The sequence below is a fragment of the Micromonospora sp. CNZ299 genome (genome assembly GCF_002754415.1).
The window spans coordinates 7,047,320-7,061,583 of sequence record NZ_PEFG01000001.1 but is presented as its reverse complement, the minus strand read 5'-3'; the positions used below and the strand labels follow the sequence as shown (position 1 = coordinate 7,061,583).

General features: G+C 71.4%; 13 protein-coding genes. 7 read left to right on the top strand and 6 right to left on the bottom strand.

Annotated features, from left to right (window positions below; all coding sequences use genetic code 11):
• Nucleotides 1-22: 22 nt before the first annotated feature.
• Together CLT68_RS31925 and wrbA are read right to left on the bottom strand one after the other, a co-directional pair.
• Nucleotides 23-1,450, bottom strand: a complete 1,428-nt coding sequence (locus CLT68_RS31925; RefSeq protein WP_099856508.1) for an MFS transporter — start codon at nucleotides 1,448-1,450, stop codon at nucleotides 23-25.
• A gap of 26 nt (nucleotides 1,451-1,476) precedes the next feature.
• The gene (wrbA, locus tag CLT68_RS31920) at nucleotides 1,477-2,157 is read right to left on the bottom strand and encodes an NAD(P)H:quinone oxidoreductase (protein WP_099856506.1); all 681 of its coding nucleotides are present in this window, start codon (nucleotides 2,155-2,157) and stop codon (nucleotides 1,477-1,479) included.
• Between the two features lie 76 nt (nucleotides 2,158-2,233).
• Between wrbA and CLT68_RS31915 the strand changes: the two genes are divergently transcribed.
• Complete coding sequence (locus tag CLT68_RS31915) at nucleotides 2,234-2,692, top strand: MarR family transcriptional regulator (protein WP_099856504.1); 459 nt, start codon at nucleotides 2,234-2,236, stop codon at nucleotides 2,690-2,692.
• A 53-nt stretch (nucleotides 2,693-2,745) separates the two neighbouring features.
• Here the strand turns inward: CLT68_RS31915 and CLT68_RS31910 are convergent, their stop codons facing one another.
• Complete coding sequence (locus tag CLT68_RS31910) at nucleotides 2,746-3,246, bottom strand: roadblock/LC7 domain-containing protein (protein ID WP_099856502.1); 501 nt, start codon at nucleotides 3,244-3,246, stop codon at nucleotides 2,746-2,748.
• Between the two features lie 252 nt (nucleotides 3,247-3,498).
• On the opposite strand from CLT68_RS31910, the gene CLT68_RS31905 reads away from it, so the two are divergent.
• Genes CLT68_RS31905 through CLT68_RS31895 form a run of 3 tightly spaced genes read left to right on the top strand, consistent with a single transcriptional unit; the run spans nucleotide 3,499 to nucleotide 5,974 of the window.
• Nucleotides 3,499-3,846, top strand: coding sequence for a VOC family protein (locus CLT68_RS31905; protein WP_099856500.1), 348 nt, complete (start codon nucleotides 3,499-3,501; stop codon nucleotides 3,844-3,846).
• Complete coding sequence (locus CLT68_RS31900; protein ID WP_099856498.1) at nucleotides 3,836-5,101, top strand: deoxyguanosinetriphosphate triphosphohydrolase; 1,266 nt, start codon at nucleotides 3,836-3,838, stop codon at nucleotides 5,099-5,101. Before CLT68_RS31905 ends, CLT68_RS31900 begins: the two co-directional genes overlap by 11 nt.
• A gap of 15 nt (nucleotides 5,102-5,116) precedes the next feature.
• Nucleotides 5,117-5,974 (top strand): siderophore-interacting protein, encoded by an 858-nt coding sequence (locus CLT68_RS31895; protein WP_099856496.1) that lies wholly within the window; start codon nucleotides 5,117-5,119, stop codon nucleotides 5,972-5,974.
• Nucleotides 5,975-5,981: 7 nt separating this feature from the next.
• Here the strand turns inward: CLT68_RS31895 and CLT68_RS31890 are convergent, their stop codons facing one another.
• Nucleotides 5,982-7,187 carry a low temperature requirement protein A gene (locus tag CLT68_RS31890; RefSeq protein WP_099856494.1) on the bottom strand — a complete coding sequence of 402 codons (1,206 nt, stop codon included), beginning with the start codon at nucleotides 7,185-7,187 and terminating at the stop codon, nucleotides 5,982-5,984.
• Between the two features lie 135 nt (nucleotides 7,188-7,322).
• On the opposite strand from CLT68_RS31890, the gene dnaG reads away from it, so the two are divergent.
• Together dnaG and CLT68_RS31880 are read left to right on the top strand one after the other, a co-directional pair.
• A complete protein-coding gene (gene dnaG / locus CLT68_RS31885; RefSeq protein ID WP_099856492.1) occupies nucleotides 7,323-9,203 on the top strand; it encodes a DNA primase in 1,881 nt (626 codons plus the stop codon).
• A complete protein-coding gene (locus tag CLT68_RS31880) occupies nucleotides 9,204-9,740 on the top strand; it encodes a hypothetical protein (protein WP_088949651.1) in 537 nt (178 codons plus the stop codon).
• 9 nt (nucleotides 9,741-9,749) lie between these two features.
• On the opposite strand, the gene CLT68_RS31875 is transcribed toward CLT68_RS31880, so the two are convergent.
• Together CLT68_RS31875 and CLT68_RS31870 are read right to left on the bottom strand one after the other, a co-directional pair.
• Nucleotides 9,750-10,769 (bottom strand): TAXI family TRAP transporter solute-binding subunit, encoded by a 1,020-nt coding sequence (locus CLT68_RS31875; protein WP_099856490.1) that lies wholly within the window; start codon nucleotides 10,767-10,769, stop codon nucleotides 9,750-9,752.
• Entirely contained in the window at nucleotides 10,766-13,129 is a 2,364-nt protein-coding gene (locus CLT68_RS31870; RefSeq protein ID WP_099857878.1) for a TRAP transporter fused permease subunit, read from the bottom strand. Before CLT68_RS31870 ends, CLT68_RS31875 begins: the two co-directional genes overlap by 4 nt.
• Before the next feature lie 132 nt (nucleotides 13,130-13,261).
• Between CLT68_RS31870 and CLT68_RS31865 the strand changes: the two genes are divergently transcribed.
• A complete protein-coding gene (locus CLT68_RS31865; protein ID WP_088949649.1) occupies nucleotides 13,262-14,194 on the top strand; it encodes an ABC transporter ATP-binding protein in 933 nt (310 codons plus the stop codon).
• Nucleotides 14,195-14,264: the final 70 nt, after the last annotated feature.

Here is a 14,264-nt window from a genome sequence, read left to right as displayed (position 1 = left end):
GTCCGCCGCCGCGCCGCCGTGGTCAGCCGCGGCGATGCTGTGGTAGCAGCAGGCTGACTGTCGCGATAGCCAGGCCGATCCCGGCTGCCATGAGGAAGACCAGGTCGTAGCCGGCGGCGAGGGCGGCAGGAGTGCCTGCGTCGGCGGCGTCTGTTCCGACCTTGGCGCTGGCGGCTGTGGCGAGTACGGCCAGGGCTATCGAGCCACCTATCTGGCTGGCGGTGTTGGCCAGGCCGCCGATGATGCCCGCGTCGCCTTCGGGTGCGTCGGCGGTGGCCGCAGCCATCAGGGTGGGGAAGGTCAGGCCGATGCCGACGGCGATGAGGAGCGTGGGTCCGAGCATGCTTGTGACGTAGTCGCTGTCCGTGTGGGCCTGGGCGAGCCAGCCGAAGCCGGCCACGAAGCAGACGCTGCCGGCCAGCACCAGAGGGCGTGCACCGGTTCGGGGCAGCAGGTTGGCGGACAGTCGCGCGATCACCACGAACACCACCGCCGCGGGTGTCTGCCCGAGCCCGGCTTCAAGAGCGCTGTAACCGAGTGCGTTCTGCATGAACAGCGACGTGAAATACCACATTGCGATGGCGATCCCGCCGAACAGCAGCAACATGGCGTTGCTGACGGTCACGGTCCGGATCCTGAACAGCCGCAGGGGCACCATCGGCTGGGTGGCGACACGCGCCTCCACCACGGCGAAGACGACGAGCAGGAGCAGGCCCGCCACGGCTGGCCCGAGAACCCGCACGGACATCCAGCCTTGGTCGGCACTCTGCATGACCCCGTAGATCAACGCGGCCAGCCCCGCCGTGCCCGTGACCGCGCCACCGAGGTCGAGCGGTTCTCGCCGGCTGGCTCGCGTACGGACCAGCGACATCATGGCCAGCACGATCAGCACGGCGCCGATCGGTACGTTGATGAGGAAGACCCACCGCCACGACAGGCCCGTGGTGATGGCACCGCCGGCGAGCGCGCCGGCCATCCCGCCCACACCGCCCGAGGCGGACCACGCCCCGAACGCCCGGGCCCGCGCCTGCGGCTCGGTGAAGTAGGTGTTGATCACGGCCAACGTGGCCGGGGCCAGCATGGCGGCGCCCACACCCTGCGCGACGCGGGCCCCCACCAGGATCTCCGGAGCGGTTGCCAGGCCACCGACCACACTTGAGGCGGAGAACAGGAACAGCCCGGCGACCAGCATCCGGCGCAGGCCGAACAGATCGGCGGCCCGGCCACCCAGCAGCATGAAGCCGGCGAAAGTAAGCACGTACCCATTCACCACCCAGGCCAGGCCGGTGGCGGTGAAGCCGAGATCCCGCTGGACCGAGGGCAGCGCGACATTGACGATGGAGACGTCCAGGATCACCATGAACTGGCAGGCGCATGCCAGCGCCAGGACCATCCAGGAGGATCCGGCCTGCAGCCTGGCCCGCTGAGTTGCGGTGCTGGTGCTTGTCATGACTTCTCTCCCTGCCTACCCGCCGCTCACGCGGTCCGGGAGGCTGCTCCGGCGAGAGCTCCCTGGCTGTTTCCGTCACCCACGACGGCATCGGTGACGACGCGGTCGCCCAGCAGCTGAAGTGTGATCTTGGCTAGCCGAAGTCCCTGGTACCTGGCCGCGTCCAGCGCCGCGGCATCGGGGCCGTCTCCGTTCGGGCTGGCCACATGCGACGTTCCGTAGGGGTTGCCGCCTGCGGCGGACACGACCGGATCGGTGAATCCGGGCGGCACGATCAGCGATCCCCAGTGGTAGAAGACGTTGCTTAGCGACAAGATCGTTGCCTCGCTGCCACCGTGCCGGTTGAACGCCGAGGTGAAGGCGGTCACCGGCTTGTTGGCCAGTTTCCCCTCCCGCCACAGCCCGCCGGCCTGGTCGATGAACTGCTTGAGCTGCGCGGCCGGCGCGCCGAATCGACTCGGCGTCCCGAAGGCGTACGCGTCGGCCCATGCCAGGTCCTCGAGGGATGCCTGGGCAATAGACGCGGTCGCGTCGGCGTGCCGCCGCCACTGCGGGTTCTGGTCGATCGCGTTGTCGGGTGCCAGCTCGGCGACCCGCCGCAGCCGCACGACGGCCCCGGCCGAGGCGGCCCCCTCGGCGACGGCCTCTGCGAGTGTGTGCACACTGCCTGTCGCGCTGTAGTAGATGACAGCGACCTTCACGGTCATGTCGCGCTCCTCGGTGTTGCTAGAATTAGTTATCCGCATAATGTTATGCGCGTAACTAACTTGTCAAGGAGAGTTCGTGGACTTCGAGTACGCCGACGCCCTCAACCAGGCCATCCGCCTGCTGAGCCTGCGCCACCGGGCCAGGGCCGCCGCGTTGCTGGCCCCCCTCGGCCTGCACCCTGGCCAAGAGGCACTCCTGCTCGAACTCGACCGGACCGGCCCGAGAATTCAGGCCCAGCTCAGCGAGGCGCTCGGCTGTGAGCCGCCCAGCGTCACGCTCATGACGCGCAAGCTCGAAGCCTCCGGCCACATCCGCCGCAGGCCCGCTCCCTCCGACAAGCGCGCCAGCATCGTCGAACTCACCGACAGCGGCAAGGCGCTTGCCGACCAGGTCAAGGAGTTGTGGCATGGTCTGGCCGAGGAAACCGTGATCGGCTTGCCCGCCCAGACCGTGGCCGAACTGCCCGCCATCCTCAACGCCATGACCGGCAACGTCGACACCAGGCGCCCGGCCACCCGCACGGCCGCCGGCTAGTTCTTGCGCAGCAGGCCCGGGTTGTGCCGTCGAGGAGGTTTGGCTGTTTGCGGTCAGATCGGCGGGCGACGCCAGGTGGGCCGGGACGAGCGGCGCAACTGCGCCGGCAGGGTGGCCATCGGCGTACGCACGGCGAGCGGCCCGTGCGCGTCCTGAATCGAGGTGGCGCCGACTGCCCCACCGCGTCTGTCCAGCACCGAGCCCGCCCGACGGGCCACGGCACGGGCCTCCTCGTGCAGCGCCTCCAGATCCTCGGCCGCAGACACGGTGACCAGGGTCAGCAGGGCGCTGCGCCCGGCCGGGTAGGTCACCACGCAACCGGCGGTGGTGCAGACGACCGACTCCCGGAACTCACCACGTTGGACCGTGTCGGCCACCCGGTGGCCGAGCCCGAAGCTGGCTGCGGCGAGCGCGGCGAGATGGGTGGCGTCGGTGCTGGGCAGATCGCTGGAGATGAGCAGCCCGTCGGTGCCGGCCAGGACCGTGCCGGCGATCTCGGGCCGGCGCCGGCGCAGCCCGCGTAGTTCCGTTCCCACCACCGTGTCCGCGTCCACGAGATTTCCCCTTACCGGTCGGGCCCCGCATGTCGGTCGGCTGGTCACGTTCCGCGCTGGGAACGCTACCGGGCGCGACTTCCGCCCGCGAGCCCATAACCCTCAGCGATCGGTTGACAACTCCAAGCCAATCGGCGGTTGTGGGCCAATCGTCGATGCGTCGTGGGCGGGTCGACCAGCGGTGGCGGGCGTAATCTTGGCTCGCTCGCACACGGCCGATTGCGTATGCCGTCGAACGGGAAAGGTGACTGAATGACCAGCGTCTGGGAGAACCTCACCGTCGATGCCCGCGATCCGGCGCGACTGGCCCGTTGGTGGGCCGAGGCGCTCGGCTACCAGGTCGTCAGCGAGAGTCCGGACGAGGTGGAGATCCGCCAGTCCGCGGACCGCCTGCCCGGCCTGGTCTTCGTGCCCGTGACCGACGCCAAGGACCGCAAGAACCGGCTGCACATCGATCTGCGCCCCGCCAACCGGGAGGCCGAGGTCGAGCGGCTGGTCGACATGGGCGCCCGGCACGTCGACATCGGTCAGGGTGACGTGGAGTGGACGGTGCTGGCAGATCCCGAGGGCAACGAGTTCTGCGTCCTGCGTGAGAAGTGAGCCTGTTGCGGCGGATGCCCGGCTGGTCGAGGAGCCGCCCAAGGACACCGGGCACCGCCGCTCACCGTACGAGCGTGATCGCGCCCGGGTGCTGCACTCGGCGGCGTTCCGGCGGCTGGCCACGAAGACCCAGGTGCATACCGCCGGGACCGACGACTTCCTGCGTACGCGGCTGACGCACTCGCTGGAGGTGGCCCAGATCGCCCGGGAGATGGGCGCCCGGCTGGGTTGTGACCCGGACGTGGTGGACGTGGCGGGGCTCGCCCACGACCTGGGGCACCCGCCGTTCGGGCACAACGGCGAGGCGGCTCTGGATCTGCTGGCCACGCCCTGCGGCGGCTTCGAGGGCAACGCGCAGACCCTGCGGGTGTTGACCCGGCTGGAGGCGAAGGTGCTCGCCCCGGACGGGTCGTCCGCTGGGTTGAACCTGACCCGGGCGTCGCTCGACGCGATCGGCAAGTACCCCTGGCCGCGCCGCCCCGGCGAGCGCAAGTTCGGGGTGTACGCCGACGACGTGACCGTCTTCGACTGGATCCGGGAGGGTGCGCCCGGCGACCGGCGCTGCCTGGAAGCGCAGGTGATGGACTGGGCCGACGACGTCGCGTACTCGGTGCACGACGTGGAGGACGGCATTCACGGCGGGTACGTGTCGCTGCGTCCGCTGCTCGGCGACGCCGACGAGCGGGCCGCGCTCTGCGCCGACGTGGCCGGCGCCTACTCCGGGGAGTCGGCGGCCGACCTGGCCGAGGTGCTGGTCGAGTTGCTGGCCGACCCGTTGCTCGCCCCTCTGGCCGGGTACGACGGCAGTCATCGCGCGCAGGTTGCGCTGAAGGCCACCACCAGCGGGGTGACCGGGCGTTTCGTGTCCGCTGCGGTGGCTGCCACGGAGGAGCGCTTCGGCCCCGGACCACATCGCCGCTATGCCGCCGACCTGGTGGTGCCTCGGCTGGTCCGGGCGCAGTGCGCCCTTCTCAAGGGCATCGCGCTGCGGTATGTGATGCGTCGGACCGGCTTCCGGGGTCGCTACGAGCGGCAGCGGACGATGTTGGCCGAGTTGGTCGCCGCGCTGGTGCGGCGGGCTCCGGGAGGGCTCGACCCGATCTTTGCTCCGCTGTGGCGGGCCGCCCCGGACGACACCGCCCGACTGCGGGTGGTGATCGACCAGGTCGCGTCGCTCACCGACCCGGCGGCGGTGACCTGGCACACCCGTCTCGTCGGCGGGGACACACCGCCGACCCACGACGGGGCAGCTTAGGCTAGCCTAACTGATATGACGGAACGCCCCAGGAACGTCACCGCGGCCCGGGTGCTGCGCACCGAGCGGCCCACCCCGCATCTGATCCGGCTCGTCCTCGGTGGGGACGAGCTGACCGGTCTGCCGGTGGGCGAGTTCACCGACCACTACATCAAGGTGGTGTTCCCGCAGCCCGGTGTCGACTATCCGCAGCCGCTGGACCTCGCCGCGATCCGTCGGGACCTGCCCCGGGAGCAGTGGCCCCGGCTGCGCGCGTACACGGTGCGACGCTGGGACCCGCTGGCCGAGGAGCTGACCGTGGACGTGGTGCACCACGGCGACGAGGGGTTGGCCGGCCCGTGGGCCGCCGCGTTGCGTCCGGGTGACCCGGTGCACTTCGTCGGCCCCGGCGGCGCGTACGCCCCGAGCCCGGACGCGGACTGGCACCTGCTGGTCGGCGACGAGAGCGCCCTGCCGGCGATCGCCGCCGCCCTGGAACGGCTGCCGCTGGGCGCACCGGCCCACGTCTTCGTGGAGATCGACGACCCGGCGGATGAGCAGAAGCTGCTCAGCCCCGGCGCGGTCACCGTGACCTGGCTGCACCGCGGCGACCGCCCGGTGGGCGAGGCGCTGGTCGCGGCGGTGCGGGCGCTGGAGTTCCCCGCCGGCACCGTGCACGCCTTCGTGCACGGCGAGGCTGCCTTCGTCCGGGACCTGCGCCGGCTGCTGCGCGGCGAGCGCGGCGTGCCTCTCGATCGGCTCTCCATCTCCGGCTACTGGCGGCGCGGCATGGACGACGAGGGCTGGCGTTCCACCAAGGCCGACTGGAACCGGCAGGTGACCGCCGAGGAGGAAACCCCCGCGGTGGTGACCGAGCAGGCCGCGGCCGCCTGAGGGCGGATCATCCCTCGGGCGTCTGGGTCGACTCGCTGGCCCGGGCGAGTCGGCGGCTGAGCAGCACGGCGTACCCGACGATCGCCGCGGCGAGCAGGGACAGCATCAGCCTCGGCTCGTGCACCGTCGCGGTGATCACACTGACCGAGACCACCCCGTAGGCGGCGATCGCCAACCGGGCGAGGCTCGGCCGGGTCCACAACCAGTACAGGGCCAGGCCGCACACCGTCCACACCACCATCGAGGCGGCCAGCAGCAGCCGCAGCTCCAGCGGCAGCCGGGGCGCGTCGTCGTCGACCAGCCGGACCACCTGCCCGAGTGCCCAGCCGAGCAGCAGCAGCGCACCGCCGAGCGGAATGTGCAGGTAGCTGTACGCCTGCCCGCCTCGCAGACGACTCTGGAGGAGTCGGGTGGTGACGAAGGTCGTGTAGACCCACCAGACGGCCGCCGGGATCAGAAAGGCCAACCCGGCGGTGAGGATCATGTGGGGCGGGGGATGGTCCGGCACGGCGAAGAGCAGGCTGGCCAGGGCGCTACCCAGCACGATGATCGTGAACTGCCCGATCCGTTCCGGCAGGTGCCGGTTGTCCACCGGCCAGCGGTTGAGCCAGCGCGCCCCGACCCAGGGCGTGGCCAGTTCGATGACCATCGCGACCACCCACAGCGTCGGGCGCCGGTCGGGGGGCGCGGTCAGCGACGCCAGCCAGATGAGCCAGCCCGACCCGAAGCCGATCAGGTAGACCGTCGTCACCATGCCGGCCATCGGGCTGGTCGGCCGGGCCCGCAGGTACAGGAGGAGCAGCACCCCGCGCACGATCAGGTAGCCGACCGGCAGGAGCACGCTCTCCGGCACCTCGTCGACGCCGAGCGTCATCGCGCCCGCGCCGACCAACGCGAACAGCACCAGCACCCTGTGCAGCGCGTCATCCGGGTCGAAGCGGGTGTCGTAGAAGACCTGCCCCACCCACGCCCACTGGATCACCACGAACAGCCCGATCACGGCCAGCACGGCGCTCGGCGACGGGGTCGGGTCGCTGCCCAGCCGGGCGACGACCGCCGCCAGCGCGTACACGAAGATGAGGTCGAGGAAGAGCTCCAACCAGGTGGCATGGCGGTGTCCGGCCTCGTCCGCAGGCGGGGCCTGTCCGCGTAGCCCGATCCGACCGGCCAACCATCTGGGCAGGCGGGGGACGTCGGCCCGTACCCTGCGCATCTGGTCATGGTCCCCGGGCGGGCCCGGCCTGCGGGCCGGAACCGCCCAGCCGGCAGCGGTGGCCGCCACACCGGCGTCCCCCGGCCGGCGTGTCGTCGGCCCGGCAGGGCAGGATGTACGCCGAGGGGGTGGCGCATGGCTGGGCGGATCCGGGACGAGGACATCGCGCTGGTCCGGGAACGCACCTCGATCGGGGATGTGATCTCCGAGACGGTCACCCTGAAGTCCGCCGGCGGCGGCAACCTCAAGGGTCTGTGCCCGTTCCACGACGAGAAGAGCCCGTCGTTCAACGTCTCCCCGGCCCGCAACGTCTGGTACTGCTTCGGCTGCGGGGCCGGCGGCGACGCCATCAAGTTCCTGATGGACGCCGACCACCTCAGCTTCGTGGAGTCCGTCGAGCGGCTCGCCGGCCGCGCCGGCATCCAGCTGCGCTACATCGAGGACGACAGGAGCGCCCCGCGTCCTCGCCCGCAGCAGGGCCAGCGCCAGCGCCTGGTCGCCGCGCACGCCGCCGCGGTCGAGTTCTACCGGGCGCAGCTCAGCACCGCGGGTGCCCGGCCGGCCCGGGAGTTCCTGGCCCAGCGAGGGTTCGACCGGGCCGCCGCCGAGCGTTACGGCTGTGGCTTCGCGCCGGACGGTTGGGACCTGCTCACCAAGCACCTGCGCCAGCAGGGCTTCACCCACCAGGAGCTGGTCACTGCCGGGCTGTCCCGGGAGGCCCGCTCCGGCAGCCTGATCGACCGGTTCCGCCGCCGGCTGCTCTGGCCGATCCGCGACCTCGCCGGCGACGTGATCGGCTTCGGCGCGCGCAAGCTCTTCGACGACGACGACGGCCCGAAATACCTGAACACCCCCGAGACGCCGATCTACAAGAAGTCGCACGTGCTCTACGGCATCGACCAGGCCAAACGGGAGATCGCCAAGCAGGGGCGAGCGGTGATCGTCGAGGGTTACACCGACGTGATGGCCTGCCACCTGGCCGGGGTGACCACGGCGGTGGCGACCTGCGGCACGGCCTTCGCCGCGGACCACATCTCGGTTCTGCGCCGCCTGCTGTTCGACAGCGACGAGGTGGCCGGCGAGATCATCTTCACCTTCGACGGCGACGCCGCCGGCCAGAAGGCCGCGCTGCGCGCCTTCGAGGACGACCAGCGCTTCGTCGGGCGCACGTTCATCGCCGTCAGCCCGGACAACATGGACCCGTGCGACCTGCGACTGGCCAAGGGTGACCTGGCGGTGCGTGACCTGGTCGCGCGTCGCGAGCCACTTGTCGACTTCGCGTTGCGACACGTGATCGGCCGCTTCGACCTGGACACCGTCGACGGCCGGGTCGAGGCCATGCGCCACGCCGCGCCGCTGGTCGCGCGACTCAAGGACCGGGAAAAGCGCCCGGAGTACGTCCGCAAGCTCGCCATGGACCTCGGCATGGAGATCGAGCCGGTGCAGAGGGCGGTGCTCGCCGCCGCCAACACCCCGCAGGCCGGCACCCGCGACGCCGCACCCGCCACCCGCCCCGCATCGGCCCGCCCCGAGCCGACCCCGGACAGCCCGCAGTCGATGGTCGAACGGGAGGCGCTGAAACTCGCCCTCCAGCAGCCGGTCCTGGCCGGGCCCATGTTCGACGCGGTCGAGGCCACCGAATACCGCCACCCGGTGCATGTCGGGGTGCGAGCGGCCATCGCGGCGGCCGGTGGCGCCGCGTCAGCCACCGGCGGCGCGGTGTGGATCGAGTCGGTCCGCGACGCCTGCGACGACCTGGCGTCGGCGGCGCTGGTCGGTGAGCTGGCGGTGGAGCCGCTGCGGATCGACGGGGAAGCCGACCCACGCTACGTGTCGATCACCATGGCGCGGGTGCAGTTCGGGTCGGTGACCTCCCGGATCCGGGACATCAAGTCCCGCATCCAGCGGATCAACCCGGTCAACAACAAGGACGAGTACTTCGCAGCATTCGGTGAGCTGCTGTCCCTGGAGCAGCACGCCCGGGCGCTGCGCGAGCAGGCTGCGGGAGGCCTCTAGATGGGACTGTTCAGCCGCAAGCCGAAGCTGCCGCCGGCCGACCGGCCGCCGCTGACCGCCGACGAGCGGGTGCTGGCATGGGCGGCCGTTGGCAACGGCGAGGGCGACGGAGTGGTGGTCGCCACCAACCTCGGGCTGTGGCTGCCCGGTCGAGGGCACCGGCTCGGCTGGCACACCATCCTCAAGGCGGTCTGGTCCGGCCGGGAGCTGACCGTCACCCCCGCCGAGACCGTCGTCGAACGCGACGGCTACACGGTGGTCGCCGACGGCCCGGCCGAGACGTACTTCCTCCTCGACCCGCGTGAGCTGCCGCACCAGGTGCGGGCGCGGGTGACCCGCTCGGTCGCGTACACCGAGCACCAGCCGGTGCCCGGCGGCGCGGCGCGGGTCGCGGCCCGCCGAGTGGCCGGGGCCGACGGTCTGACCTGGACGGTCCGACTCGACCCCGGCACCCCCGCGGACGACGAGGCACTGCTCGCCGAGACCGACCGTCTGGTCGGCGCGGCCCGTGCCGCCACCGCGCCGGCCGATCTCTGACCGGTTGGGTCAGTTGGCGCCGAGATCCTTCAGCGCCTTCTCCGCGCCGCGGTGCAGCGGCACCGGCAGGGTCCTGCGGGCCTTTTCCAGCGAGATCCCCTTGGCCGCAGGGTTGGCCTGGGCCAGGGCGTCGCGCTTGTCGAACACCGTCCGGGTGATCGCGCAGGCGACATTGGCGTCCAGGTCCTTGCGGACCAACAGCACATTGGGCACGACGATGGTCGGGGTGTCGGTCGCCGTCCCGTACGCGTCCCGCCCGATCGTGCCCTCCTGGTAGCCGGGGCTCGACGCGGTCATCTTCGGCAGCAACGGCGCGATGTCGACGAACTTCACCGAGTCGCCGGCAGTGGTGAACAGGTCGGTCAGGCCCCCGGTGGGCAGACCGCCGGACCAGAAGAAACCGTCGACGCTGCCGTCCTTGACCCCCTCGACCGTCTTGGTCAGGTCCAGCCGCTGCGCCCGGATGTCCTTGGCCGGGTCGAGGCCGGCGGCCTCCAGCAGCCGGTTGGCAATCACCTCCGTGCCGGACTTCGGTGAACCGGTGGAGATCCGCTTGCCGCGCATGTCGGCCACCGACGTGATCCCGGAGTCGTTGCGGACCACCACCTGCGTGTAGTTGTCGTAGATGCGGGCCAGCGCCTCCACCGGCTGCGGCGCGGTGAAGCTGCCCTTGCCCTCGACCGCGTTGACCGCCGTGTCGAACAGGGAGAACGCCACGTCGTACTGGCCACCGACGAGCTGTTCGACGTTCTGCACCGAGGCGCCGGTCTCGGCCGCGGTGCCGGTGAGCTTGCCGCCGGTCGCCCCGGACAACTGCCCGGCCAGGGCGTTGCCGACCACGTAGTAGACGCCCGTCGCGTTGCCGGTGGCGATGCCGACACGGGTCTCCTTGGTCACCTCGCAGGTGACCTCGCTGGCCGCGTCGTCCTTGTCGGCGCCGCCCTGCTGACCTCCACAAGCCGTGGCGCCGACCGTGACGAGGGCGAGAGCGCTCAGGCCCGCCGCGAGGCGTACGTCGATTCGTCTCACAGTTGTTCCTCCACAGGATTTGCTGGTGATCCGGACGATGGCCGACCGGCGGATCCACGTCGGACGAACACACCTGCCGCCGCGACGGCGGCCAGTGCCGCGCCGACCATGACCGGGACGGGTTCGAGCCAGAGCAGGGTGACACCGGCGAGGGCACCGAGCACGCGTTCCGGGGCGCCGGCGGGCCCCACCCCGGGCAGCCAGCCACCGGCGGCGACGGCGAGCACCGCCACGCTGAGCGCGGTCACCACGGCGGCGAAGGCGATCCGCTGGACGCCACCGATGCCGAGCAGGCCGAGCCCGGCCGGGGTGATGACGAACGCGATCGGGGTCAGATAGGCCGGCAGCGCGTACCGCAGGGTCTGCCACATGGTCGGCACCAGCCGGCCGCCGGTCACCGCGGCGGCGGCCACCGCGGCGAGCGCGGTCGGCGGGGATACCTCGGAAAGGACCGCGAAGTAGAAGACGAACATCGCCGCGGCGGGCGCGCTCACGCCCAGGTCGAGCAGAGCCGGACCGACGATCACCCAACCGATCACGAACGAGGCAGTGACCGGCACCGCCAGGCCCAGCAGGCTGAGGGCGACGGCCGCGAGCAGCGCGGTGAGCACCAGGACCAGGGTCGGGTCCGAGGTGGCCGCCTTCGCCCCACCGATCAGCAACGCCGCCGCCTGCGGTCCGAGGCCGGTCTTCGTGGTGGTCGCCGTGATGATGCCGGCGGCGGCACAGACCGCGGAGACCGCGAGCACGCCGCGTACGCCGGTGACGAGCGCGGTCACCAGCCGGGCCGGGGTGAGCCGGTACGCGCGGTCCTTCGTGCGGTCCAAAAAGGAGAGCGCGACCGCCAGGAGGGTGGCGAAGACGACAGCCCTCGTCGCGGACACGCCGACCGCGAGGAACACGATGATCGCGATCAGCGAGGCGAAGTGGTAGCCGAAGCGGGCCAGCAGACGCCAGGGCGAACCGACGTCGATCACGACAGGGCGTACGCCGGAGCGGCGCGCGTCGATCTCCACCGAGAGCAGGATGCCGAGGTAGTAGAGCACCGTCGGCACCGTCGCCCAGCCCAGCACCTGGAGGTACGAGACGCCCAGGTATTCGGCGATGATGAACGCCGCCGCACCCAGGGTCGGTGGGGAGAGGATCGCGCCAACCCCGGCCGCGGCCAGCATGCCGCCGGCCCGCTCCGGGGGATAGCCGGCGCGGCGCAGCAGGGGCCAGGTGACCGCCCCGATGCTCACTGTCGTCGCCGCCCCGGAGCCGGAGACGGTGCCGAGCAGAAAGCCGGAGGCCACCGCCGTCCGCCCGGCGGCGGTACGCGAGCGGCGGAACGCCGCAGCCGACAGCTCGACGAAGAACCGCCCGGCCCCGGACAGCTCCAGCACAGCGCCGTAGATGGTGAACAGCACGATGTACGAAGCGGCCACGTCCAGCGGAGTGCCGTAGAAGCCGCTGTCGGAGTTGTAGAACGCGTCCACCAGTTGGCTGAAGTCGAGCCCGGCATGGGCGACCGGCCACGACTGCGGGAGCAACCCGCCGTAGTAGCCGTAGCCGAGGAACAGCAGGCAGACCGCAGGCAGGATCCAGCCGGTCGTGCGTCGGCACGCCTCCAGCAGCAGGAGCAGCAGGATGGTGCCCATCGCCAGGTCCGCCGACACCAGCAGACCCTGCCGGTCGAGGAAGGCGTTGTAGCCGCCGCCACCCGAGCCGAGCGGGACCGGCAGGACGGGGTAGAGGCAGGCCGCCACCGCCAGCAGGACCAGGACCCAGTCCGCTGCGGTGGGCGTTGTGGACGCCAGCCGTGTCAGGACAGGTGCGTCAGTGTCGTGGTTGCCGTTGCCTTTGGTGCTGCGTCGTCCGCGCCGGGCCGCCAGGCGGGCCCGCAGTTGCAGGTCGGCCGGGTAGGCGAGGAAGACCAGCGGGAGTACGCCGGCCAGGAAGATGATCAAGTAATACTTGCTGCCCTGCGACAGCGGGCGGAACACCTGCCAGAGGGAGAGGGCGCCAACCGCCAGCGCCGCCGCGGTGAGGAGCAGACCCGCCGGCCCGGACAACACGCGGCCCGGTTTCTCGTCCTCGAACTGGGCAGCCAGATCCCGGGTCGCCCGTTCGGCGACGGAGTCGCCGTCGCCGGTCGGGTTGTCCCTGCTCGGGTCGTGCCTGGTGGGGTCGTCTCTGCGCGGGTCGTCGCCGGTCGCAGGGGTCTCGGCGGGCGCGGTGAGCTCGGTGGGCGCGGTGAGCTCGGCTGATGGTCGCGGTCGCGGGGCCGCGCTGCTGGGGCCCGTCGCGGGCTCACCGGCGGGAGAGTTGGCTGGTCGGACGGGTGACGAGGAACCATCGGGCGAGCTGATGGGCGGCACGAGGGGACGATACACGTCGATCAGCAAACCGGTGGGGCACCGATCGGGGTTTCGCTGTTGACGGGGTGGCCGGTTGGGCACGGGCGGATATTTGCGTGGAGGGCTGTCGGACCGGGCGGTTAGGGTCGGGCGGTGACTTCGGGGCGACCATTGATTCAGGCTCGCGGGCTGGTGAAGCGGTTCGGTGGCTTCACCGCCGTGGACGGCATCGATGTCGAGGTGCGCTCGGGTGAGGCGTTCGGCTTCCTCGGGCCCAACGGCGCCGGCAAGTCCTCCACCATGCGCATGGTCGGCTGCACCTCTCCACCGAGCGGGGGCGAGCTGCGCATCCTCGGCCTGGACCCGGTGGTTGACGGCCCGGCGATCCGGGCGCGGCTCGGGGTGTGCCCGCAGCTCGACAATCTCGACCCGGAGCTGACGGTCCGGGAAAACCTCACCGTCTACGCCCGCTACTTCGGCATCTCACGGCGGGCGGCCCGCGAGCGGGCCGACGAGCTGCTCGACTTCGTCCAGCTCACCGAGCGCGCCGACAGCAAGGTCGACCCGCTCTCCGGCGGGATGAAGCGTCGGCTGACCATCGCCCGCGCGCTGGTGAACGACCCGGAGATCGTGCTGCTCGACGAGCCGACCACCGGGCTCGACCCGCAGGCCCGACACCTGGTGTGGGAGCGGCTGTTCCGGCTCAAGCAGCAGGGCGTCACGCTGGTGCTCACGACGCACTACATGGACGAGGCCGAGCAGCTCTGCGACCGGCTGGTGGTGATGGACGGCGGCCGCATCGTCGCGGAGGGGTCGCCCCGGGCGCTGATCGAGCGGCACTCCACCCGCGAGGTGGTCGAGTTGCGCTTCGCCGCCGAGTCGCAGGAACCGTTCGCCAGCAAGCTCGACGGGCTGGGGGAGCGGGTCGAGGTGCTGCCTGACCGGGTCCTGCTCTACGTGCCCGACGGCGACGCGGCGGTCGCCGAGGTCACCGCGTTGGGGCTCAACCCGGCCAACGTGCTGGTGCGGCGCAGCGGCCTGGAGGACGTCTTTCTGCACCTGACCGGCCGCACCCTGGTCGACTGACCGACCTCGGCTGATCGTTGGCAGCTCAGCGACAACTTCTCCGGCGTGTCGCACCGCTCAGCTGCCAACG